19 protein-coding genes and 1 pseudogene are annotated in these 18,026 nt (G+C 62.8%); 9 read left to right on the plus strand and 11 right to left on the minus strand.

The window, feature by feature from the left end; all coding sequences use genetic code 11:
* Nucleotides 1-327, plus strand: a complete 327-nt coding sequence (locus tag ACKFRX_RS02005) for a DUF4229 domain-containing protein (protein ID WP_179387347.1) — start codon at nt 1-3, stop codon at nt 325-327.
* Here the strand turns inward: ACKFRX_RS02005 and ACKFRX_RS02010 are convergent.
* Nucleotides 324-1,214: a 1,4-dihydroxy-2-naphthoate polyprenyltransferase gene (locus tag ACKFRX_RS02010; RefSeq protein WP_198492469.1), complete on the minus strand. Its 891-nt coding sequence runs from the start codon at nt 1,212-1,214 to the stop codon at nt 324-326. The two genes, ACKFRX_RS02005 and ACKFRX_RS02010, sit on opposite strands and share 4 nt — an antisense overlap.
* A 214-nt stretch (nt 1,215-1,428) precedes the next feature.
* Here ACKFRX_RS02010 and ACKFRX_RS02015 point away from each other — a divergent pair, with 214 nt between their 5' ends.
* Nucleotides 1,429-2,100, plus strand: a complete 672-nt coding sequence (locus tag ACKFRX_RS02015; RefSeq protein WP_034656208.1) for a metal-dependent transcriptional regulator — start codon at nt 1,429-1,431, stop codon at nt 2,098-2,100.
* Here ACKFRX_RS02015 and menE read toward each other — a convergent pair whose 3' ends face one another.
* The 9 genes from menE to ACKFRX_RS02060 form a co-directional block, all read right to left on the minus strand.
* Nucleotides 2,101-3,234, minus strand: coding sequence for an o-succinylbenzoate--CoA ligase (gene menE, locus ACKFRX_RS02020; RefSeq protein WP_005322961.1), 1,134 nt, complete (start codon nt 3,232-3,234; stop codon nt 2,101-2,103).
* 56 nt (nt 3,235-3,290) lie between these two features.
* A complete protein-coding gene (locus tag ACKFRX_RS02025) occupies nt 3,291-4,118 on the minus strand; it encodes a metal ABC transporter permease (RefSeq protein WP_023020499.1) in 828 nt (275 codons plus the stop codon).
* The gene (locus ACKFRX_RS02030; RefSeq protein ID WP_023020500.1) at nt 4,118-4,951 is read right to left on the minus strand and encodes a metal ABC transporter permease; all 834 of its coding nucleotides are present in this window, start codon (nt 4,949-4,951) and stop codon (nt 4,118-4,120) included. The genes ACKFRX_RS02025 and ACKFRX_RS02030 overlap by 1 nt, the downstream gene beginning before the upstream one ends.
* Nucleotides 4,948-5,634 (minus strand): metal ABC transporter ATP-binding protein, encoded by a 687-nt coding sequence (locus tag ACKFRX_RS02035; protein WP_023020501.1) that lies wholly within the window; start codon nt 5,632-5,634, stop codon nt 4,948-4,950. The genes ACKFRX_RS02030 and ACKFRX_RS02035 overlap by 4 nt, the downstream gene beginning before the upstream one ends.
* 6 nt (nt 5,635-5,640) lie before the next feature.
* Nucleotides 5,641-6,807: a metal ABC transporter substrate-binding protein gene (locus tag ACKFRX_RS02040; protein WP_023020502.1), complete on the minus strand. Its 1,167-nt coding sequence runs from the start codon at nt 6,805-6,807 to the stop codon at nt 5,641-5,643.
* Nucleotides 6,808-6,976: 169 nt separating this feature from the next.
* A complete protein-coding gene (locus ACKFRX_RS02045; protein WP_005322954.1) occupies nt 6,977-7,165 on the minus strand; it encodes a hypothetical protein in 189 nt (62 codons plus the stop codon).
* A 91-nt stretch (nt 7,166-7,256) separates the two neighbouring features.
* Nucleotides 7,257-7,406 (minus strand): hypothetical protein, encoded by a 150-nt coding sequence (locus tag ACKFRX_RS02050; RefSeq protein ID WP_005322953.1) that lies wholly within the window; start codon nt 7,404-7,406, stop codon nt 7,257-7,259.
* Nucleotides 7,407-7,421: 15 nt separating this feature from the next.
* On the minus strand, nt 7,422-8,390 hold the full coding sequence (locus tag ACKFRX_RS02055; protein ID WP_302259099.1) for a 1,4-dihydroxy-2-naphthoyl-CoA synthase: 969 nt from the start codon (nt 8,388-8,390) through the stop codon (nt 7,422-7,424).
* Nucleotides 8,391-8,681: 291 nt separating this feature from the next.
* Nucleotides 8,682-9,143, minus strand: coding sequence for a DIP1984 family protein (locus ACKFRX_RS02060; RefSeq protein ID WP_023020504.1), 462 nt, complete (start codon nt 9,141-9,143; stop codon nt 8,682-8,684).
* A gap of 84 nt (nt 9,144-9,227) precedes the next feature.
* Between ACKFRX_RS02060 and ACKFRX_RS02065 the strand changes: the two are divergent.
* Both ACKFRX_RS02065 and ACKFRX_RS02070 read left to right on the plus strand, forming a co-directional pair.
* Nucleotides 9,228-9,355 (plus strand): annotated as a pseudogene (locus tag ACKFRX_RS02065) (O-succinylbenzoate synthase); the annotation flags it as partial.
* The gene (locus ACKFRX_RS02070; RefSeq protein WP_408928263.1) at nt 9,338-10,243 is read left to right on the plus strand and encodes an o-succinylbenzoate synthase; all 906 of its coding nucleotides are present in this window, start codon (nt 9,338-9,340) and stop codon (nt 10,241-10,243) included. The pseudogene ACKFRX_RS02065 and the gene ACKFRX_RS02070, both read left to right, overlap by 18 nt.
* Before the next feature lie 3 nt (nt 10,244-10,246).
* On the opposite strand, the gene ACKFRX_RS02075 is transcribed toward ACKFRX_RS02070, so the two are convergent.
* Entirely contained in the window at nt 10,247-11,017 is a 771-nt protein-coding gene (locus tag ACKFRX_RS02075) for a hypothetical protein (RefSeq protein WP_232619485.1), read from the minus strand.
* A gap of 349 nt (nt 11,018-11,366) precedes the next feature.
* Between ACKFRX_RS02075 and ACKFRX_RS02080 the strand changes: the two genes are divergently transcribed.
* The 5 genes from ACKFRX_RS02080 (at nt 11,367) to ACKFRX_RS02100 (ending at nt 18,023) form a co-directional block, all read left to right on the plus strand.
* The gene (locus ACKFRX_RS02080) at nt 11,367-13,769 is read left to right on the plus strand and encodes an excinuclease ABC subunit UvrA (RefSeq protein WP_198492471.1); all 2,403 of its coding nucleotides are present in this window, start codon (nt 11,367-11,369) and stop codon (nt 13,767-13,769) included.
* A gap of 78 nt (nt 13,770-13,847) precedes the next feature.
* Nucleotides 13,848-14,612 carry a hypothetical protein gene (locus ACKFRX_RS02085; RefSeq protein ID WP_408923003.1) on the plus strand — a complete coding sequence of 255 codons (765 nt, stop codon included), beginning with the start codon at nt 13,848-13,850 and terminating at the stop codon, nt 14,610-14,612.
* A 57-nt stretch (nt 14,613-14,669) separates the two neighbouring features.
* A complete protein-coding gene (gene menD, locus ACKFRX_RS02090; protein WP_408923002.1) occupies nt 14,670-16,292 on the plus strand; it encodes a 2-succinyl-5-enolpyruvyl-6-hydroxy-3-cyclohexene-1-carboxylic-acid synthase in 1,623 nt (540 codons plus the stop codon).
* Complete coding sequence (locus ACKFRX_RS02095; protein ID WP_080971157.1) at nt 16,293-16,763, plus strand: DUF3592 domain-containing protein; 471 nt, start codon at nt 16,293-16,295, stop codon at nt 16,761-16,763.
* A gap of 60 nt (nt 16,764-16,823) precedes the next feature.
* Nucleotides 16,824-18,023 (plus strand): glycosyltransferase family 1 protein, encoded by a 1,200-nt coding sequence (locus ACKFRX_RS02100; RefSeq protein WP_299138133.1) that lies wholly within the window; start codon nt 16,824-16,826, stop codon nt 18,021-18,023.
* Nucleotides 18,024-18,026 lie beyond the last annotated feature (3 nt).

Consider the following 18,026-nt stretch of genomic DNA (forward strand, 5'->3'; position numbering starts at 1 on the left):
ATGACGCATAACCCTGAGCCACCCAAGCCGGACCCAGAACTGCGCCGCCGTTCGCGCGCGGCGCTGTGGAAGTACGGGCTCGCCCGCGTAGTGCTTTTTATCGCTTTGACCGCGGTGATCGAGATTTTGGCCATCGCCATCGGCTTTGCCATCCCGGTGCTCGTTGCGGCGCTGCTGGCGCTCTTCGTGGCGCTGCCGCTATCGATGCTGATCTTTAAAAAGTGGCGCATCGAGGCCACTCAGACGCTGGCCGAGTACTCCGCCCAGCGCAAGGCCCACAAGCGCTGGGTTCAGGCGGAGCTGGAAGGCCGCGCCGCCCAGGACTAGACGATGATGAGTGCGGCGGCCTCGATAACGGCCCACAGCAGCATCGCGCGGCCGGTCAGGCCGAGCACCGGGATGAGCTCTGGGCCTTGGGTGCCGCGGTTGACGGTGCGGATGGCGCGCAGCGCAAGGGGGAAGTAGACCAAGCCAGCGAGCGCGAGCCAGCTGCCGAAGGCGATGCCAATGGTCAGCAGGAATGGCAGCAGGAGCAGCACCGTAAAGAGCAGGCGCGCCTTCTCGTTGCCGAGGCGCACGGCGAGGGTAATCTTGCCGGTCTCGGCGTCGGAAGGAATATCGCGGATATTATTGACTAAGTTCACCCCGGAGCTCATCGCGCCGATGCCCACGGCCAGCGCGAGGCCCGACCACGACAGGCGGCCAGCTTGCGTGAATTCGGTACCGAGCACGGCGACCAATCCGAAAAAGATAAAGACAGCAACCTCGCCGAGCCCGCGATATCCATACGGGTTCTTGCCGCCGGTATAAAACCACGCGCCCGCGATGCATAGCGCGCCCACTAGGATGAGCCACCACGCGTGCGCTGCAAAGGACAGCGCAATGCCGGCGAGCCCAGCCACGGCGAAGGCGGCGAAGGCCGCGAGTTTCACCTGCTGCGGGCGGGCCAGGCCACCGCCGGTCAGGCGCTGCGGACCGGTGCGGTCGTCGTCGGTGCCGCGGATGCCATCCGAGTAATCGTTGGCGTAATTGACACCGATGATGAGCGCCCACGCCACCACGAGGGCGAGAAGCGCGCGGCCGAAGTGCGCGCCGTCGGCAGCCGCTGCGGCACCAGTACCAGCGATGACTGGGGCGAAGGCATTAGCCCACGTGTGCGGGCGTGCGCCTTGGAGCCAGTCTTTGGCAGTTGCGGGATAGGCAGAAAGTGACATGTCAGTTATTGTGCCACGCCACCGCGGGCATGCTGTGCACAAGGGACGCACACGGCGGATATATAAAAGCCACGGGTATGGCGGAAGCGCGTCGTACGTACCCAAGAAAGGACGGCTGTGGGCCACACCCGTGACAAAAGTTCAATGCGTTGAACTTTCTTAAAGTTATCATGTGAATCGCTCGCGGGGCAAGGCCTTTACTACGATGAATGTCATGCATTTAAGCGATCTCCCTGAACGTACCCAGGACTACCTCAAAGTCCTGTGGGACCTCTCCGAGCACTCCGGCGGCGCGCCCATCGCGCTCAAGGAGCTGGCGGGGCGATTGAACCAAAAGGTGCCCACGGCGTCGGAAGCCGTAAAGCGTCTCGTTGCCCAAGGGCTGGTGGAACATGAGCGCTACGCTGGCGTTTCGCTGACCCCAGAGGGCCAGGCACTGTCCATGGGCATGGTCCGCCGCCATCGTCTCCTCGAGACCTTCTTGGTCAAAGAGCTGGGGTACACCTGGGACGAGGTTCACGAGGATGCCGATCTCCTCGAGCATGCATGCTCCGATCGCTTCATCGATCGACTCGATCAGCACCTGGGCCATCCTCAGCGCGATCCCCACGGCGATCCCATCCCCGACGCGCAGGGCAGCATCGAGGACCTTGGCACGCTCACGCTTGACGACGTCCCCCTTCACACCCCTGTCACCATCGAGCGGGTATGCGACGGAGACACCGAGCTGTTGCGCTACCTCGACAGCCATGGCGTCGGCCTGGGCGTCGAGGTCGTAGTCGATTCCCGCGTTGCGGGCCTGCTCAACCTGCACGCAGGGGACGAGGAGTTCTCTCTTGCGGAAGTCGCGGCCGCCGACGTGACGGTGCGCGCTAACGAAGTCTAATCAGTTCTTAAAGAGCCCTGCGACACCACGACGGTCCACCTTGCCGGGGCCGGTCAGCGGCATCTCAGCAATGCGGATAATCTCGCGCGGAATCTGCCACCGAGGCAGGTCATCGAGCGCTTCGAGGATGTCGGTGCGCGAGGCCCAGCCGGTGTAAGCTGCGGCGATCATCTGGCCAAGACGTGGATCAGGGATGCCCACCACGCATACACTGTCGACGCCCGGTACCTGCAACAAGAGCTGTTCCAGTTGTTCTGGGTGCAACTTCAACCCGCCCGAGTTGATGATGCTGTCCAGACGTCCAGTGACGGTGAGTTGACCGTGGGCGTCGAGCTCCCCGGCGTCGGAAGTTGCGAACCAGCCACCGACGAAGTCGCGCGATTCCACATTGCGGTAGCCCTGCGCAATGGTCGGCCCGCCCAGGAAAATGCGGTTATCTTCCCCGATGCGCACCTCGGTGCCGGGCAGGGGAGTGCCGTTGTAGACGCAACCGCCCGCAGTCTCCGAGGAGCCATAGGTGGTTACCACGGTGATGTCGAGCTTGCGCGCAGATTCCAATAGCTGGGGATGTGGCGCTGCTCCACCTACCAGGATGGAGTTGAAACGGCGCAGTGCTTGGATGCCGTCCAGCGAATCGAGTGCCTTGTGCAGCTGCATCGGTGTGAGCGCGGTGTACATGCGGTCCTCGGTGTGGGCGAGTTCTTCTGCTGCGCGGGCGAACTCGGTGATGTTAAAGCCTTGGGACAGGTCGAGGCACAGTGGCTCCACACCCGCCACCAACGAACGCACGAGCACCTGGATGCCCGCGATGTGGTGGGCGGGCATGGCCAGTAGCCATTGGCCGGGGCCACCCAGGAAAGAATGGGTGGCATCCGCACTCGCCACCAGGTTAAGCGGGCTTAGCTGCGCACCCTTCGGTGTGCCCGTGGAACCCGAGGTGGACACCACCAAAGCAATGTCCTCAGCAATCGATTCGCCCGCGCGCATGTGGTTGCGCAGCAATTCCGTCCGCGTGCGGTCCGCTGCGGGAAGGGGTAAGAGCGTGGTCTGCCCAGCGATGGCCTTCTCGAGGTCATCCAAAATTCCTGCGGGATTGCGGGGATCGACTGGGAGTGGGGCGAGGATATGAGTCACGAATAATCAGGTTACCCGGGCATATCGCTCGTCCCGGGAGGCGGCGCGCCGGGCGTTTAGAGCAAGGCGCGCAGCCCCATGCTGAGCAAATAGAACACACCCGCCAGCACCGCGATGCAGCCGCCCGCCGACAAACTGAGTGCGGCCGCCAGCCAGAGCCCGCCGCATGCCAGCGCAATGCCCGCGATACCGGCACCGAGCATGAGCTGGGTCGGGCGCTTGATCCACGGCTGCAACGCCGCCGCCGGGGCTACCAGCAGCGCCAGGGACAAGATAGTGCCCACTGCGGGAATCACCACCACCATGGTCACGCTGATAAGCGTGAGGGTAAGCAAGTCATAGCGGCCGGGCTTTCCGCCTTGTGCGCGGAAGGACGTCTGGTCGAAGTAGAAGGAGACTAACGTCCGGCGAAATGCCACCAGCACGCCAAGGCTGACCACCACCAGGGCGCCGACAAACCAGACATCCTGCGCATTGACAGTGGTCAGCGAGCCCACGAGAAAGCTATCCACGTGGATAGGTAGCGGTTGGAACCAGCGCAGCAACAAGATGCCCAGGGAAAATCCCAAGGTGAGCGTCACGCCGGCGGCAGCGGTCGAAGAAATGCCCTCGACGGTACTCAACCACCGCATAAGCCAGGCCAAAGGCAGGCAGAACAGTGCCGCCCCCACCATCAAACCCGTGGAGAGATCCAAGCTCAGAAGGTTGGCCACTACTACACCGAGCACCGCGCCGGGGAAGATTCCGTGCGACAGGCTCTCAGCGAAAAAGACGCGCTTGCCCATGACCATCAAGGTTCCAACTAAGCCAGATAAACATCCCACAGCGATGGCCTCAAGGAGGGGCATCCGCAGGATCTCTGGATCAAGATGAGACAGTCCCATTAGCTAAATACCCCCTTCAAGCCCGCTAGCGGCACGGTGGCAACCAGCATCAAGCTGACGATTGCCTGCGGCGAAATCTGGTGCGTGGTTTGGGACAGCATGATGGCAAATCCAACCACCACTGCCAGCGTGGACAAACCCGCAGCCCAGAAGCACATGCTGCGCGGGGATCCTGCGATCAAGCGCGCCGAGAGGCCTGGAATGACAATAAAACCGATAACCAGCAACACACCCACTGCCGAGCTAGCCGCCACCACGATTAGGCCAACCGCGATATTCGCAATGAGCTCATAAGCCGCCACGTTGATGCCCATGGCGCGGGCCGCTGTGGTATCGAAAGCGACGAGAATCTGCATGCGCCAGGTTGTCAGGATGAGTAGTGCCGCAATCACGCAGAGCGTGACGGAGGTTGCCAGCCTGGACTGCGTGACGTCGAGAAGCCGGCCAAACATGAGGGCCTCCAGCTGCCCGGACTTGTCGCCATAGGCCAAACTGATGACCACGCCGATGCCGTACATAAAGGTCAGCACCACGGCCGTTCCGGCTTCCATATCCAGCTTCTGCGCTGACTGGCCCTGCCCAGAACCCAGAGAAGCCAGCACCAGCACCGTCACCGTGGCCACCGCGGCCGCACCCGGCACGATGCCCGGGATGCCGCCCACGATGAGCCCTACCACGATGCCCGGAAAAACCGAGTGCACGAGGGCTTCCACCGTAAATTCCATGCGGCGGAGATTAACGAGGACGCTAATGGCAGCTCCCGCAATCGATAGGCACAGCAGGAAGAGGAAAGCATTGCGCAGGTACGGGGCGAAGAGAATCTGCTCTATCACAGTCGCGCGCCTTGCTCCATATAGGTTTCCACTGCTTCCTCGGTTCCCATGGTGCGGACCTTGCCGTCGATCACAAACGCCGCCCAGTCGCAGGTGTGCTGCGCCAAGATGGGGTCGTGAGTGGAGACGAGCAGGGCGATTCCTGCTTCCTTGAGATCCGCAATGATCTGAATCAGGATTCGGCGACTTTCTTGATCAAGCCCGTTGAAGGGTTCGTCGAGAAGCACCAGCTCCGGGGCCGAAACCAACGCGCGCGCGATGAGCACGCGCTGGCGTTGCCCACCCGAGAGCTGGCCAAACCGCGTCTCGGCGAGGTGCTCCATCCCCACTTGTCGCAGGGCATTGAGTACGCAGTCGCGGTAGCTACGCATGCTCGTGCACCTGTGCCACCAGCTCACTGAGGGCAAAAGGCCCATTTCCACGACCTTGTAAGCCGTGACGGGAAAGCTCAGGTCGGAGTCTTGGTACTGCGGGACGTATCCGAGCGAGGCGTCGATGGTGGCCATGCCGCGCAAGGCAGCCAGGCCAGTGATTGCCTTGAGCAGGGTAGATTTGCCCGCGCCGTTGGAACCTAGGAGCGCCACGGCCTCGCCCGCGCGGATCTCAAGGTCAACGTCGGTGAGGATATCCCGGGCGCCATAGCCGCAGGTGGCATTGTGCAGAGTGACTAATGGGGAAGACATAAAGAGCTACTTTCGCTTGGCGAAGTCGAATTCCTGCAGCGATTCTGGCAACGGTTGCTGCTTGGAGTCCCAGGCGCTGACCAGGGTGTTGATGTTGTGGACGATGGATCCGATGTAGGTCTCGCCCTCACTGCCTGGCACACCTAGCGAGTCGCCGTACAAAGCGTCGTCGGATGTAACCGCCTTGACGCCTGCGGCGCGGGCGATGGCCTCGATGGACTTCGAGTTGTTGGAATTCTCCGCAAAGATGGCCTTGGCGCCGGACTCGCGGACCTTCTTTACCTGCTCATCGATGTGGCTCGAGGTGGCGTCCTGCTGGTGGTTGAAGTCAGACAGTGCGGAGCCGATGAATTTCACGCCATACTCGTTAGAGAAGTAGCCGAAGGCGTCGTGGGAAGAGAAGAGCACGCGGTCTTGCTCAGGAACTGCGGACATGGAATCGCTGGCCCACTTGTCGAGGTCCTCCAACTGGTCGGTGTACTTCTTGCCGGCGGCGGTGAAGGCGTCCTTGGCCTGCGGGGAGGCCTGGGACAACGTGTTGACGATGTTGTCGACCTGAATCTTGGCCTGCTTCGGGGAGGTCCACACGTGCGGGTCGTACTTGAATTCTGGGGCCTCGCCGTCCTCCCCCGGGAAAGGCCACGGGCGCGGGCTCACGTGCTCGATGCCCTCGTCGATGGTGTACTTGCCGTTGCCATCGCCCATACCTTCGCTCTTGACGCCCGAGGTCACGGCCATGACGCCGTGGAAGCCGGAGGAGTCCACGGCTTGGTCGAGGAAGTGCTCGAGGTCGACTCCGTTGACGAACATGTAGTCGGCCTGGGAGAGCGCCTGCATCTGCTGTGGGGTCATCTCGTGCTCGTGGGCGCTGGCGTTGGGGGCGAGCAAACAGGTGAGGTCGAGGGTCACTGGGCCCTCGCCGGAGGTGGTCTCTGCACCTTGGGAGTCGACCTTGTGGAGCTTGACGCCGCCGGCGGCTATCTGGGTGAGGTAGTCGCAGATCTGGGTAGTCGTGGCCACGGCCTTGACGGTGTCGCCGTCCTTCGGCTTTGCAGCGTCGATGGATTCCTTCGAGGCGCTGCAAGCGGCGAGGCTGGCGCCGAGTGCGAGGGCGCAGGTGCCTGCGAGAATGCGCTGTAGGGGCCGGCGTGGGGTGCTGTGATTTGAGTTCATAATGAACTTCCTTTGTATTAGGAGAAGTGAACTCAACAAACACTAGCACCCTTGAACTAGATTGTTCAACGTAATGAACTTAGGTGGTCCTATCTCTTCCTTAAGCTGCCAAAATTTAAAAATGCCTCTCACTTCAATGAGTGAAGTGAGAGGCTAGGAAGCGGTGGCCTTATTTGGCTACTTTTGCCTTTTTGCTGAAGGGGAGCTGATCCAGGGAGCGTATGCCGGGGCCGGCGGCGAGCATCAGGCCCGCGACGGCGACGGTCCATTCGGAGAACTTTTGCCAGCCCTGGGCGATGAGAATTACGCCCAGGGCGACGCGTGCTGCGAGCATGACGAATGAGTTGCAGAGTTTCATGTTCGACACTTTAAGTATTAACTATGGGCATGTCCACAATTGCTTGAGATGTCTCACTCCGGTCCGAGGGCGTCCCACGCCATTTACTCCGCTACATGTATGGATTGCGCGGGGTGTCCTCCTGATCGAAGGGACGCTCCCCGCTGTCCTGCGCATCCTTGATACGCTTGAGCATCCACACTCGCGAGACGATGACGCCCGCCAGTGCAAGTGTGGCCAAGCCGATGGCGAAAATCCACATCGTGCTAACTCCTGGCTAGTAGTAATACGGGAACTGCTCCCACTGCGGGTCGCGCTTTTCGAGGAATGCTTCTTTGCCCTCGACGGCCTCGTCGGTCATGTACGCCAGGCGGGTCGCCTCGCCGGCGAAGACCTGCTGGCCCATGAGGCCGTCATCGGTCAGGTTGAAAGCGAACTTCAGCATGCGCTGGGCTGTTGGGGACTTGCCGTTGATTTCGCGGCCCATCTGGATTGCGGCGTCTTCCAAGTCGGCGTGATCGACAACCTCATTGACCGCGCCCATCTCATACATCCGCTGGGCATCATAGGTGCGACCCAAGAAGAAGATCTCGCGGGCGAATTTCTGGCCCACCATCTTAGCTAGGTAGGCCGAACCATAGCCGGCATCGAAGGAACCCACGTCCGCGTCCGTCTGCTTGAAGCGCGCCTCCTGGCGGGAGGCGACCGTCATATCGCAGACCACGTGCAGCGAGTGTCCGCCGCCGGCCGCCCAACCATTGACCACGGCGATAACCACCTTGGGCATGGTGCGGATAAGGCGTTGGACCTCGAGGATATGTAGGCGGCCGCCTTCCACCTTCTCGCGGGCGGTGTCCACGGTGGATTCATCCGCGGTGGCGTCATCATGGGCGTGCTCGGTGGCGTAGCGGTACCCGGAGCGGCCGCGAATGCGCTGGTCGCCGCCGGAACAAAACGCCCAGCCGCCATCCTTTTCGGAAGGGCCATTGCCGGTGAGCAAAATCGTGCCCACATCCGGCGTGCGGCGGGCGTGGTCGAGGGCGCGGTAGAGCTCGTCTACGGTATGCGGGCGAAACGCATTGCGCACCTCCGGGCGGTCGAAGGCGATGCGCACGATGCCGTTCTTGCGGCCCTCGCCGTTGAGCCGGTGATAGGTGATATCCGTCAGGTCCTCAAAACCTTCTACGGCATGCCACAATTCCGGGCGGAACGGATTATCGGTGCTGTATTTTCTCTGCTCGCTCATGATGGCCAGCTTAGTGGCAAAAGAAGAATAGTCCCCATTCCCAACCCTCACCCACACACTGCCCAGCAGGCCGGTAATAATCAATACGCGATACTGCGAGGTTGTTGCCCCGCATAATACCCGTGTACGCCATACCAGCGCGGTACTCCATGCCATGGGGAGACTCGAACTCCCCGCCCCTTAAAGCGCTAAAGGGGGCCAGTGTCCCAGGATTTTCCCCTCCAGGGTGGGGGCCTGCTCGCTGCAGGTGTGTGGGCTACCATCGCGCGCTTTAAGCAGCGCGCGAGATGACTATCCGTTTTTCAGTTCGGTATTCCAGTTCAGCTGCTGGATGCGGGTATCCAGCTCGCGGTACTGCTTAGACAAATCATCGACGCGCTTGCGCAGCTCCGCCACCGGGATGGTAGAGACAAACTTGATCTCGGTGCGGGAATAGCGATCCGAGCGCGTGCCCGCCCGCTGCGCTAGGTCGTGGTAGATGCGGCGCTTGCGCAAGAGGCCGTCGCGAAGCGCGAGGGCTTCCATCAAGTTCCTCTTCTCATCAAAGGCGGTGGCGATATTCGTCGCATTGATGGCCTGCACCAGCTCATCGATGCGCCCGGCCACGCCGTCGAGCTCACGCAGCAGCTCCTGCGGATCCTCATCCGGGGTATCGCCCTCCTGCACGCGGGCCACGGTGAGCAGCCGCTCGTGCAGGCTATTGAGGCGCTCCTGAGCCTGGGCGCGCTCCGCTAATGCCTCAGCTAGCAGCATAATTCCTCCTTTATTGGTATAGGTTCTCAAAATAGCGCAGAGCGGGGGAGAGGTCAATGGCCGGCGGGCGCTACCATGAAGACCATGCATATCGATGACGTTCTCGACCGCGCCCACGTAGTCTCCCTCCCGCTTGCCGTGCGTTTCCGCGGCATCACCACGAGGGAGGCCCTGCTCATCGAGGGCCCGGCCGGCTGGGCGAGTTCGCGCCCTTCCTAGAGTATGGCCCGGCCGAGTCCGCCGCCTGGCTGCGCGCCGGGCTCGAGGCCGCCTACGAGGGCTTCCCGGAGCCGGTGCGCGATTCCATCGAGGTCAACGCCACCATCCCAGCCGTACCCGCCAGCGAAGTCCCGGCCGTGGTGGAGCGCTACCCCGGCTGCCGCACCTTCAAAATCAAGGTGGCGGAGAAGGGGCACACGCTTGCCGACGACGCCGCTCGCGTCCGCGCCGTCCGCGACGCCGTCACCCAACGCGGCGATATCCCCATCCTTCGCGTGGATGCCAACGGCGGCTGGACCGTCGATGAGGCGGTCGAGGCCGCGCAGATGATGATGCCGCTGGACTATATGGAGCAGCCGTGCGCCACCACCGAGGAGCTCGCCCAGGTCCGCGGCCGCCTTATGCGCGCCGGCCTCTTTGTACGCGTTGCCGCCGATGAATCCATTCGTAAGGTTGCGGACCCTTATCGCGTGGCCGAATTGCAGGCCGCGGATGTCGCCGTGGTCAAGCCCGCCCCGCTTGGCGGCGTGCGCCGCGTCCTCGAGGTGGCCCAGCACCTGCGCCAGCGCCATATGGATATCACGGTGGCCTCCGCGCTGGATACCTCCATTGGCATCAATATGGGCTTGGCGGCCGTCGCCGCCCTCCCGCGCATCTACGACGACGAGGACATCGACGTCACCCCGGCCGCCGCCGGCCTTGCCACCGGCTCCCTTTTTGAAGAGGACGTCACCGCCCCGCGCCCGCTTATCGATGGCCACCTTCCCGCCGATATCCTCGCCCCCGACCCAGACCGCCTCGCCGCACTCGCCGCCCCCGCCGACCGCCGCGACTGGTGGTTCGACCGCCTTCGCGCCTGTTGGCCGCACCTGTCTGACTAGGCCCTAGAGCAAGCTTTGGTGAAACCGCCATGCCGGAGTCACCAACGCCCGCCGCACCTTTTGCGGACTGCTCTTTAGCCCGCGCACGCTGCGCCGATGCGCCACCGTTTCCTGCACCGTCTCCACCACTAGTTTGAGGTGGTAGTCGGTGCACTCATCCGTAAACTTCAGCGGCGCCCATCCGTGCTGCACCGCGTGATTGGTCTTCCACGTCCCGATGAGGAATTCCCGGTGATTATTCTCCGGCGCGTGATAATAAAGCGAGTCCAAGTCCACCACCGTCGTCCCCGCTTCGAAGCCTAAATCCCAGGTGTACGGCCCTAGCCGGAAATTTGGCACCGGCTTGAGCCCCACCCGCCGCATCTCGTGGTACATCCGCTGCTCCCATTTCGACGCCGTCCCCACCGGCGCCTGCTCCGCCAACTCGCGCACCGCGTCCCTTTTCTTACTGATCACCAGCTCTAAATCGGCCGCGAACCTCCCCCTTCCGTTGAGCCCGCGATACGCCTGCGCCAGCGCTTCTTTCAGCAGCCACTCGCTGCAGCGCTCGAAGCTCAATGCATCTGCTACCGCCTGTGCCGGCAACGCCATCCTTACACCCTTTATCCGATTCGCCGGCACCGGCCGCGACCTCACCGTATACACCACATCATCCGCTCGAATCCGGCAGTTTTTATCCACCCGGATCACCGCCGGCAGCCGCACCTCGCATAAGCCATAGGCCGCGAGCGCCGCCGTCCCCGAAAACACCGCATCCGGATAAAGTTGCGCCACCGCGGCTACTTTATCTTTCGCGCTCGCCTCTGCAGCGATATAACAGTTGCGCCGCAAGCGCAAAAGTGTTCCCCCACTAATCCTGCTGCGGATTTGATAGTCAGTAAGGCCTAAATCTAGTAATTCATTTCTCGTCCACATGACTCATTGGACTGGAAATCTTCCGGAAAGGTTCCACCTTCCTAGTTTCAACGATTTCGTCCATCTAGAACACCTAAACCGTCGACGGTTTTCGCCATATGGGTGGACGAAATCGTTGAAAGCCGGTGAACCGCTAGAGAGAACCGTTAAAAAACTGCTGTCAGGCTTGAGACTGCCCAACCTGCCACCTGTGAGTACGCTGGAGGACATGTCTACTATCAAGGTCCGCGATGCTCACCTGCACAATCTGCGCAATGTCGACGTCGATATGCCCCGCGGCAAGCTCGTCGCGGTCACAGGTGTGTCTGGTTCGGGCAAATCTTCGCTGGCGTTCGGTACGATTCACGGCGAAGGCCAACGCCGCTACCTTGAATCGGTAGCACCCTTCGCACGCCGCCTCATTAGCTCGGCCGTCGACCCACAGGTCAGCCAGGTAGAGGGCCTACCGCCGACGGTCGCACTGCAGCAATCGACCTCCGGCGGCGGAGCGCGCTCTACGGTGGGCACGGTGTCCGCGCTCTCCAATAGCGTGCGCCTGCTTTATTCGCGCGCCGGGGATAACCCGGAGGGCCTATACTCCGATTCCTTCTCGCCCAATACCCCGGAGGGAATGTGTCCGCAGTGCCACGGCACGGGCGTGGTTCACGAGCCGACCGAGGACTCCATGGTCCCGGATCCCACCCTCTCTATCGAGGAAGGCGCCATCCAAGCATGGCCCGGCGCCTGGGCCGGCAAGAACTTCCACGACATTTTGATGAACTTGGGCTATGACCTGGATTCGCCCTGGCAAGAGCTGCCGCAAGAAGACCGCGACTGGATCCTCTTCACGGAAGAGCGCCCCGTAGTCACGGTCAAGCCCTTGCGCGGAAAAGATCAGATTCAGCGCAACTATGAGGGCACGTGGCGCTCGGTGGCCAGCTACCTCAATAAGACGCTTGCGGAGACCCAATCGGATACCCTGCGCAAGCGCACCCTGTCCTATATGGAATCGCGCGAGTGCGAGACTTGTGGCGGCCGCCGCCTCAACCCGGCCGCGCTGAAGGTCACCTATGCGGGCATGCCGATTGATGAGCTGGGCGCGCTGCCGCTGGATAGGGTGCATGAGGTGCTCAGCAAGCAGAACCCGGAGGAGAATTCGGCCGAGGATTTGCTCCTGCGGCAGATTCTGCCGGCGTTGACCTCGGCGCTGGAGCTCGGCTTGGCGCACCTCAGCCTGGATCGGCCGACGCAGAGCCTGTCCGGCGGCGAGATGCAGCGCATCCGGTTGGCGGCGCAGCTGCGCTCCGGCCTCTTCGGCGTGGCCTATGTGCTCGACGAGCCCTCGGCCGGCCTGCACCCCGATGAGCGCGACGCGGTCATGGATATGTGTCGCCGTTTCATCGCGGCCGGCAACTCCGTGCTCTTGGTGGAGCATGACATGGATTTGGTCGCGCAAGCGGATTGGCTCGTTGACGTCGGCCCGCTGGCCGGCGAGCGCGGCGGCAACGTGGTCTATTCGGGCCCGGTCGAAGACTATGACGCGGACACCCCTACCGCCAATGCGCTGGCTCACCGCACGCTCACGCTTGCCGACGACCCCCGCACCCCCTCCTCCCACCTCGCCCTCCGCGGCATCAACGCACGCAGCATCGACAACCTGGATGTGGACTTTGGCTTGGGCCAATTCACGGCGGTCGCCGGTGTCTCCGGCTCGGGCAAGTCCACCCTGGTCAGCACGGTGCTCGCCGGCCTACTGCGCCAATCCGCTACGGCCGTTTCCGATGAGGAAGAGACCGAGGAGAAGGGCTGGTCCGCGGAGAGCACGGAGGGCTTTGACCGAGTAAAGCGCGTCGTGCAGATTACCCAGAAGCCCATTGGCCGCACCCCGCGTTCCACGCTGGCAACCTATACCGGGCTTTTCGATAACGTTCGCAAGCTCTTCGCCTCCACCGATGAGGCCAAGCAGCGCAAATGGACGGTCTCGCGCTTTTCCTACAACGTAAAACAAGGCCAGTGCCCCACCTGTGGCGGCGCGGGCAAGATCGAGGTGGAGCTGGTCTTCTTGCCGGGCTCGTACACCACATGTCCAGAATGCGGTGGTGCCCGCTTCAATGACGAGACCTTGGAAGTGACCTGGCAGGGCCGCACCATCGCGGACGTCTTGGAACTGACCGTGGACGAGGCCGCAGAGGTCTTTGCCGAGGAAGAAAAGATTTACCGTGCCATCGCCACGTTGCAGGCCGTCGGCCTGGGCTACCTCCGCTTGGGCCAGGGCGCGCCGGAGCTGTCCGGCGGCGAGGCTCAGCGCATCAAGCTGGCCACGGAGCTGCAGCGCTCCCGCAACTCGCGTCGCGGCCACACGGTCTATCTGCTGGACGAGCCCACCACGGGCCTGCACCCAGCCGATATCGACCTGCTCAATACCGAGCTACACAAGCTGGCGGATGCGGGGCATACGGTAATCGTCGTCGAGCATGATCTTTCGGTCATGGCGAATGCGGACCGCATCATTGAGATGGGCCCGGGCGCTGGCGAAGACGGCGGCCGCATCATCGCGGATGCCACCCCGGCGCAGGTTGCCGCAGAGGATACCGCCACGGGCCGCGCCTTGAGTGCACGCCGAGCGCATTAAGCGGCGAGCCTTAGCTACCCGTTAGCTGTGGGAGACCTCTCTGGGATCTCACAGCAAAATGGGGTAGAGGTAGAGGGTATGACTACTAAAGGCCCTCATGGCGATAATAATGAAACCCGCAGCTGGTCCAGCCCGGCGGATGATGCCACGCGCCAGATTGGCCGCGTGCCCGATAATGCCGCCGGCCCCAGCCGCGACCAAGCGCGCCGCGAGCACCCCAAGCAGTACTTCCCGGGCGAGCAGCAGCCGCAGAATGAGACTCGTCAATTCGATGCGGCCGCCGGCTACCAGCAGGGCTCTGGCTATCAGCAGGGCTACGGTCAGCAGCAAAGCTACGGCCAGAACTATCAGCAGCCGGCCGGGCAGGCATATGGCCAGCAATACGCGCAGCAGCCCGAGTACGAGCCGGTGCCGTCGAACTATGATCCAGACCAGCCGGAAAAGCGCAAGAAGAAGGGCGGCGGCGGTGGCGCCATGGCCGGCGTCTTCGCGGCCATCGCGGTACTTGCAGTGCTGGCTGCGGCGGTCCTGTTTTTCCTGTGGCGCAATGCCGCGGACGAGGCGGATAAGCCGGACCCACAGCCGGTGACGGAAACGCTGACCACGGAGGTTCCCACTACCGTGACCCAGACCGAAGAGCCGGATTCGCAGGATGAGAATTCCAATAACCTGCCGAAGCTGCCGGACTTCCAGAATGACCTGCCGTCCGATATCCCGACCGAGCTGCCACCAGAGGTACAAGACCAGCTGGATAAGGGCAGCGACGTGGACATTGAGGGCCTCCTCAATGACCTCCTGGGCGGCGGCGAGCAGTCGGCCGACCAGCCGGGCGCTCAGAACTAAGCGCCCAGCACCTGCCCGGTAAGGGAAATGGCGCGCGGGCAGGTAAAATCGGGCGGCATGAATGAATCGATGCAGTTGGCTGAGAAGGTCGCCGCCCAACTGGCGCGCCACCTCACGGATGTCGTCCTGTGCCCTGGTTCGCGCAACGCGCCGCTGTCGCTGGCGCTATTGGCGCGTGATGATATTCGCGTACACACCCGCCTGGACGAGCGCGGGGGAGCGTTTACCGCCCTGGGCATGGCGCGGGTGCAGCGCCGCCACGTGGGCGTGGTAATGACCTCGGGAACTGCGGTGGCCAATACCTTGCCGGCCGTGGTGGAGGCACACTATTCCCATACGCCGCTGGCGATTATCAGCGCGGATCGGCCGGAGCGCCTGGTGGGTACGGGGGCGTCGCAGACCATCGAGCAGCAGGGCATCTTCGGTGTCTATGCGGACACCACCCAGGTCACCGGCGCGGACGATATCGCGGCGATGGCCCAGCGCTTCCGCGAGGACCTGCAGGTACACATCAATGTGGCCTTTGATGCCCCGCTTGTCGACGCCACCCTGCCAGACCACACCTCCGGCGACGGCGTGCGCGAGCCAGCACCAGCCTTCGTGGACCACGGGGAAGTGGCCGTGGATTTGAGCAAGAACACCCTAGTCATTACGGGTGACGAGGCCTGGGAGGTAGAAGGCCTCCAAGATGTACCGACCATTGCGGAGCCGAGCGCGCCGGGTCCGTATCATCCGGTGCATCCAGCGGCGGCGCATATCTTCCGCAAGGCGCAGGTCTCCGCGAATGATTATGTGGTCAACACCAAGGTGGAGCAGGTCATCGTCGTGGGGCACCCGACGCTGCACCGTGGGGTGTTAGCGCTGATGAATGATCCGGATATTGAGCTAGTGGTGCTCTCGCGCACCAAGGACTTCACCAACCAGCGCGGCGACGAGGCCCGGCTTGGCACCACCGTCAAGGTCACCGGTGAGCCGAGCCGCGAGTGGATGAAGATCTGCGAAGGCGCAACCGATATGGCTGGACAAGCGGTGCGCGAGACCCTCGAGGATGAGGAACTGGGATTCACTGGGCTCCACGTCGCGGCCGCGGTGGGCGATACGCTCTCCGTCAATGACACCCTGGTGCTCGGCGCTTCGAACCCGGTGCGTGATGCCTCCATGGTGGGCCTGCCGTTCGACGGCGTGGATACGTACTCGCCGCGCGGGGCGGCCGGCATCGACGGCACCATCGCCCAAGCCATCGGCATTTCCCTGGCCACGCAATCGCTGGATCCCACCAACTGGCGCGCCCCGCGAGTGATGGCGCTCATGGGAGATGTCACCTTCTTGCACGACGCAAATAGCCTGCTCGTCCCGGAAGATCAGGCGCGACCGGAAAACCTCACCATCGTGGTGGCCAATGACAATGGTGGCGGCATCTTCGAGACCCTGGAACAAGGCGCCGATGCGCTGCGCGAGTCCTTCGAGCCGGCGTTTGGAACGCCGCATGGGGTGGACGTCGGCAAGCTGGCAGAAGCCTATGAGGCAGACTACCGCGAGGTGACCACCCCGCAGGAGCTATTGGATACGTTGGCGGAGCTGAAGGAATACTCGACCGGGATTACCGTCGTGGAGGCCAAGACCACCCGTGCCACGCGCCGGGCGCTCAATGAGAAGCTCACCGCAAAGGTAGGCCAGTAAGTGGCCCCGCCGCAGCACAAGCCGCACGCGGCCGTGGTGCCGCGCTATACGCCCGCGGTCTATCGCCGCCGCCTGCACCAGCTGACGCTGGCGCTGTATCTGGCCGCGCTGGTGGGTGTGGTGGGCATGGTCATCGGGCCGGCGCTGAATGACCACGCCATCGCCAGCCACCCCGCGCGCGCTTTGGCCACGGTCAAGGATGTGGGCATGCTGCGCACCACGGTGGATTTCCAAGACAGTGAAGGGATTTACCACACCCCACAGCACGGGCTGCTCTATCCCAGTGGGCTAGGTGAGGGCCAGCAGGTGTGGGTGCACTACGCCCAGGACGACCCAGACCTGGTCAAGGTCGAAGGCCGTGAATGGACGCTGGCCATCATCCCGGCGCTCTCGGTAGGGGTGGTTGCCACGCTCATTGCGGCCGTGCTGTGGAAGCTGATTAGCTTCTTTACCCGCCGCGCGGAGAAATAATTAACCAAGATTTTCCGCTGGCTTCACCATAAACTTAAGAAGATAGGCCATGATGGTGGCATGCGTGTTGCGATCGTGGCTGAATCCTTCCTTCCTAATGTCAATGGTGTGACCAACTCCGTGCTGCGCGTTTTAGAGCACCTGCACGAGACTGGCCAAGAGGCCATCGTCATCGCGCCGGGCGCCCGTGAGGGACAAGAAGAAATCCCGGACTACCTAGGATTCCCCATCTACCGTGTGCCCACCGTGCGCGTGCCGCTGGTGGATTCGCTGCCGGTGGGCGTTCCTACCACGGCGGTCGATGAGGCCTTGCGCGACTTCAAGCCGGATATCATCCACCTGGCCAGCCCCTTCGTCCTCGGCGCGGCGGGCGCTTTCTCCGCCCGCCAGCAGCGCGTGCCGGCCGTAGCGTTGTACCAGACCGACGTTGCCGGATTTGCCACCAAGTACCATGCCTCCGCGCTGGCCTATGGCGTGTGGGAGTGGCTGCGCACGATTCATAACTCTTGCCAGATGACGCTGGCACCGTCCTCGCTGACCATCCGGGACTTGGAAAAACACCACATCAAGAATGTGCGCCACTGGGGTCGTGGCGTGAACGCAGAACTTTTCCATCCCTCCAAGCGCTCTGACGAGCTGCGCCGCAGCTGGGATCCGAGCGGCACCAAGAATGTGGTGGGATTCGTTGGTCGTCTCGCCGCGGAAAAGGGCGTGCACCGCCTCTCGGCGCTCAACGGGCGCGAGGATATCCAGCTGGTCATCGTGGGCGATGGGCCGGAGCGCCCGCTGTTGGAAGCCCAGCTGCCCGGTGCCGTCTTTACCGGTGCGCTGTCCGGCGAAGACCTCGCTGCCGCCTATGCCTCCTTGGACGTCTTCGTCCACGCCGGCGAGTTCGAGACCTTCTGCCAGTCCATCCAGGAGGCACAGGCCTCCGGCGTGCCGACCATCGGGCCGCGGGCCGGTGGCCCGGTAGACCTCATCGACGAGGGCTATAACGGCTTGCTGCTGGAGGTAAAGACCTTTGTGGAAGACCTCCCCAATGCGGTGGACGCTCTGCTCAATCCGGAGATTCACCAGGAGATGCGGGACAATGCTCGCGAGTCCATTTCCTCCAAGACGTGGAAGGCGCTGTGCGAGCAGCTCGTGGGCTATTACGAAGAGGTACTGGAGGATACTCGCCGGGTGCCGCTGACCATTCTGGGCCAGCGTCCCGAGCTGCCGCGATGGGCGGCTCGTGCCCTTGGCGCCCGCGTAGCCTAGACT

This window comes from Corynebacterium tuberculostearicum, from assembly GCF_046097465.1.
In the GTDB taxonomy this organism is placed as follows: domain Bacteria; phylum Actinomycetota; class Actinomycetes; order Mycobacteriales; family Mycobacteriaceae; genus Corynebacterium; species Corynebacterium tuberculostearicum_I.

What these genes read in the sequence shown, in the direction of transcription:
- ACKFRX_RS02005 (WP_179387347.1), top strand. Translation starts at nt 1, where the DNA reads ATGACGCATAACCCTGAGCCACCCAAGCCGGACCCAGAACTGCGCCGC.
- ACKFRX_RS02010 (WP_198492469.1), bottom strand. Translation starts at nt 1,214, where the DNA reads ATGTCACTTTCTGCCTATCCCGCAACTGCCAAAGACTGGCTCCAAGGC.
- ACKFRX_RS02015 (WP_034656208.1), top strand. Translation starts at nt 1,429, where the DNA reads ATGCATTTAAGCGATCTCCCTGAACGTACCCAGGACTACCTCAAAGTC.
- ACKFRX_RS02025 (WP_023020499.1), bottom strand. Translation starts at nt 4,118, where the DNA reads ATGGGACTGTCTCATCTTGATCCAGAGATCCTGCGGATGCCCCTCCTT.
- ACKFRX_RS02035 (WP_023020501.1), bottom strand. Translation starts at nt 5,634, where the DNA reads ATGTCTTCCCCATTAGTCACTCTGCACAATGCCACCTGCGGCTATGGC.
- ACKFRX_RS02040 (WP_023020502.1), bottom strand. Translation starts at nt 6,807, where the DNA reads ATGAACTCAAATCACAGCACCCCACGCCGGCCCCTACAGCGCATTCTC.
- ACKFRX_RS02045 (WP_005322954.1), bottom strand. Translation starts at nt 7,165, where the DNA reads ATGAAACTCTGCAACTCATTCGTCATGCTCGCAGCACGCGTCGCCCTG.
- ACKFRX_RS02050 (WP_005322953.1), bottom strand. Translation starts at nt 7,406, where the DNA reads ATGTGGATTTTCGCCATCGGCTTGGCCACACTTGCACTGGCGGGCGTC.
- ACKFRX_RS02055 (WP_302259099.1), bottom strand. Translation starts at nt 8,390, where the DNA reads ATGAGCGAGCAGAGAAAATACAGCACCGATAATCCGTTCCGCCCGGAA.
- ACKFRX_RS02060 (WP_023020504.1), bottom strand. Translation starts at nt 9,143, where the DNA reads ATGCTGCTAGCTGAGGCATTAGCGGAGCGCGCCCAGGCTCAGGAGCGC.
- ACKFRX_RS02080 (WP_198492471.1), top strand. Translation starts at nt 11,367, where the DNA reads ATGTCTACTATCAAGGTCCGCGATGCTCACCTGCACAATCTGCGCAAT.
- ACKFRX_RS02085 (WP_408923003.1), top strand. Translation starts at nt 13,848, where the DNA reads ATGACTACTAAAGGCCCTCATGGCGATAATAATGAAACCCGCAGCTGG.
- menD (WP_408923002.1), top strand. Translation starts at nt 14,670, where the DNA reads ATGAATGAATCGATGCAGTTGGCTGAGAAGGTCGCCGCCCAACTGGCG.
- ACKFRX_RS02100 (WP_299138133.1), top strand. Translation starts at nt 16,824, where the DNA reads ATGCGTGTTGCGATCGTGGCTGAATCCTTCCTTCCTAATGTCAATGGT.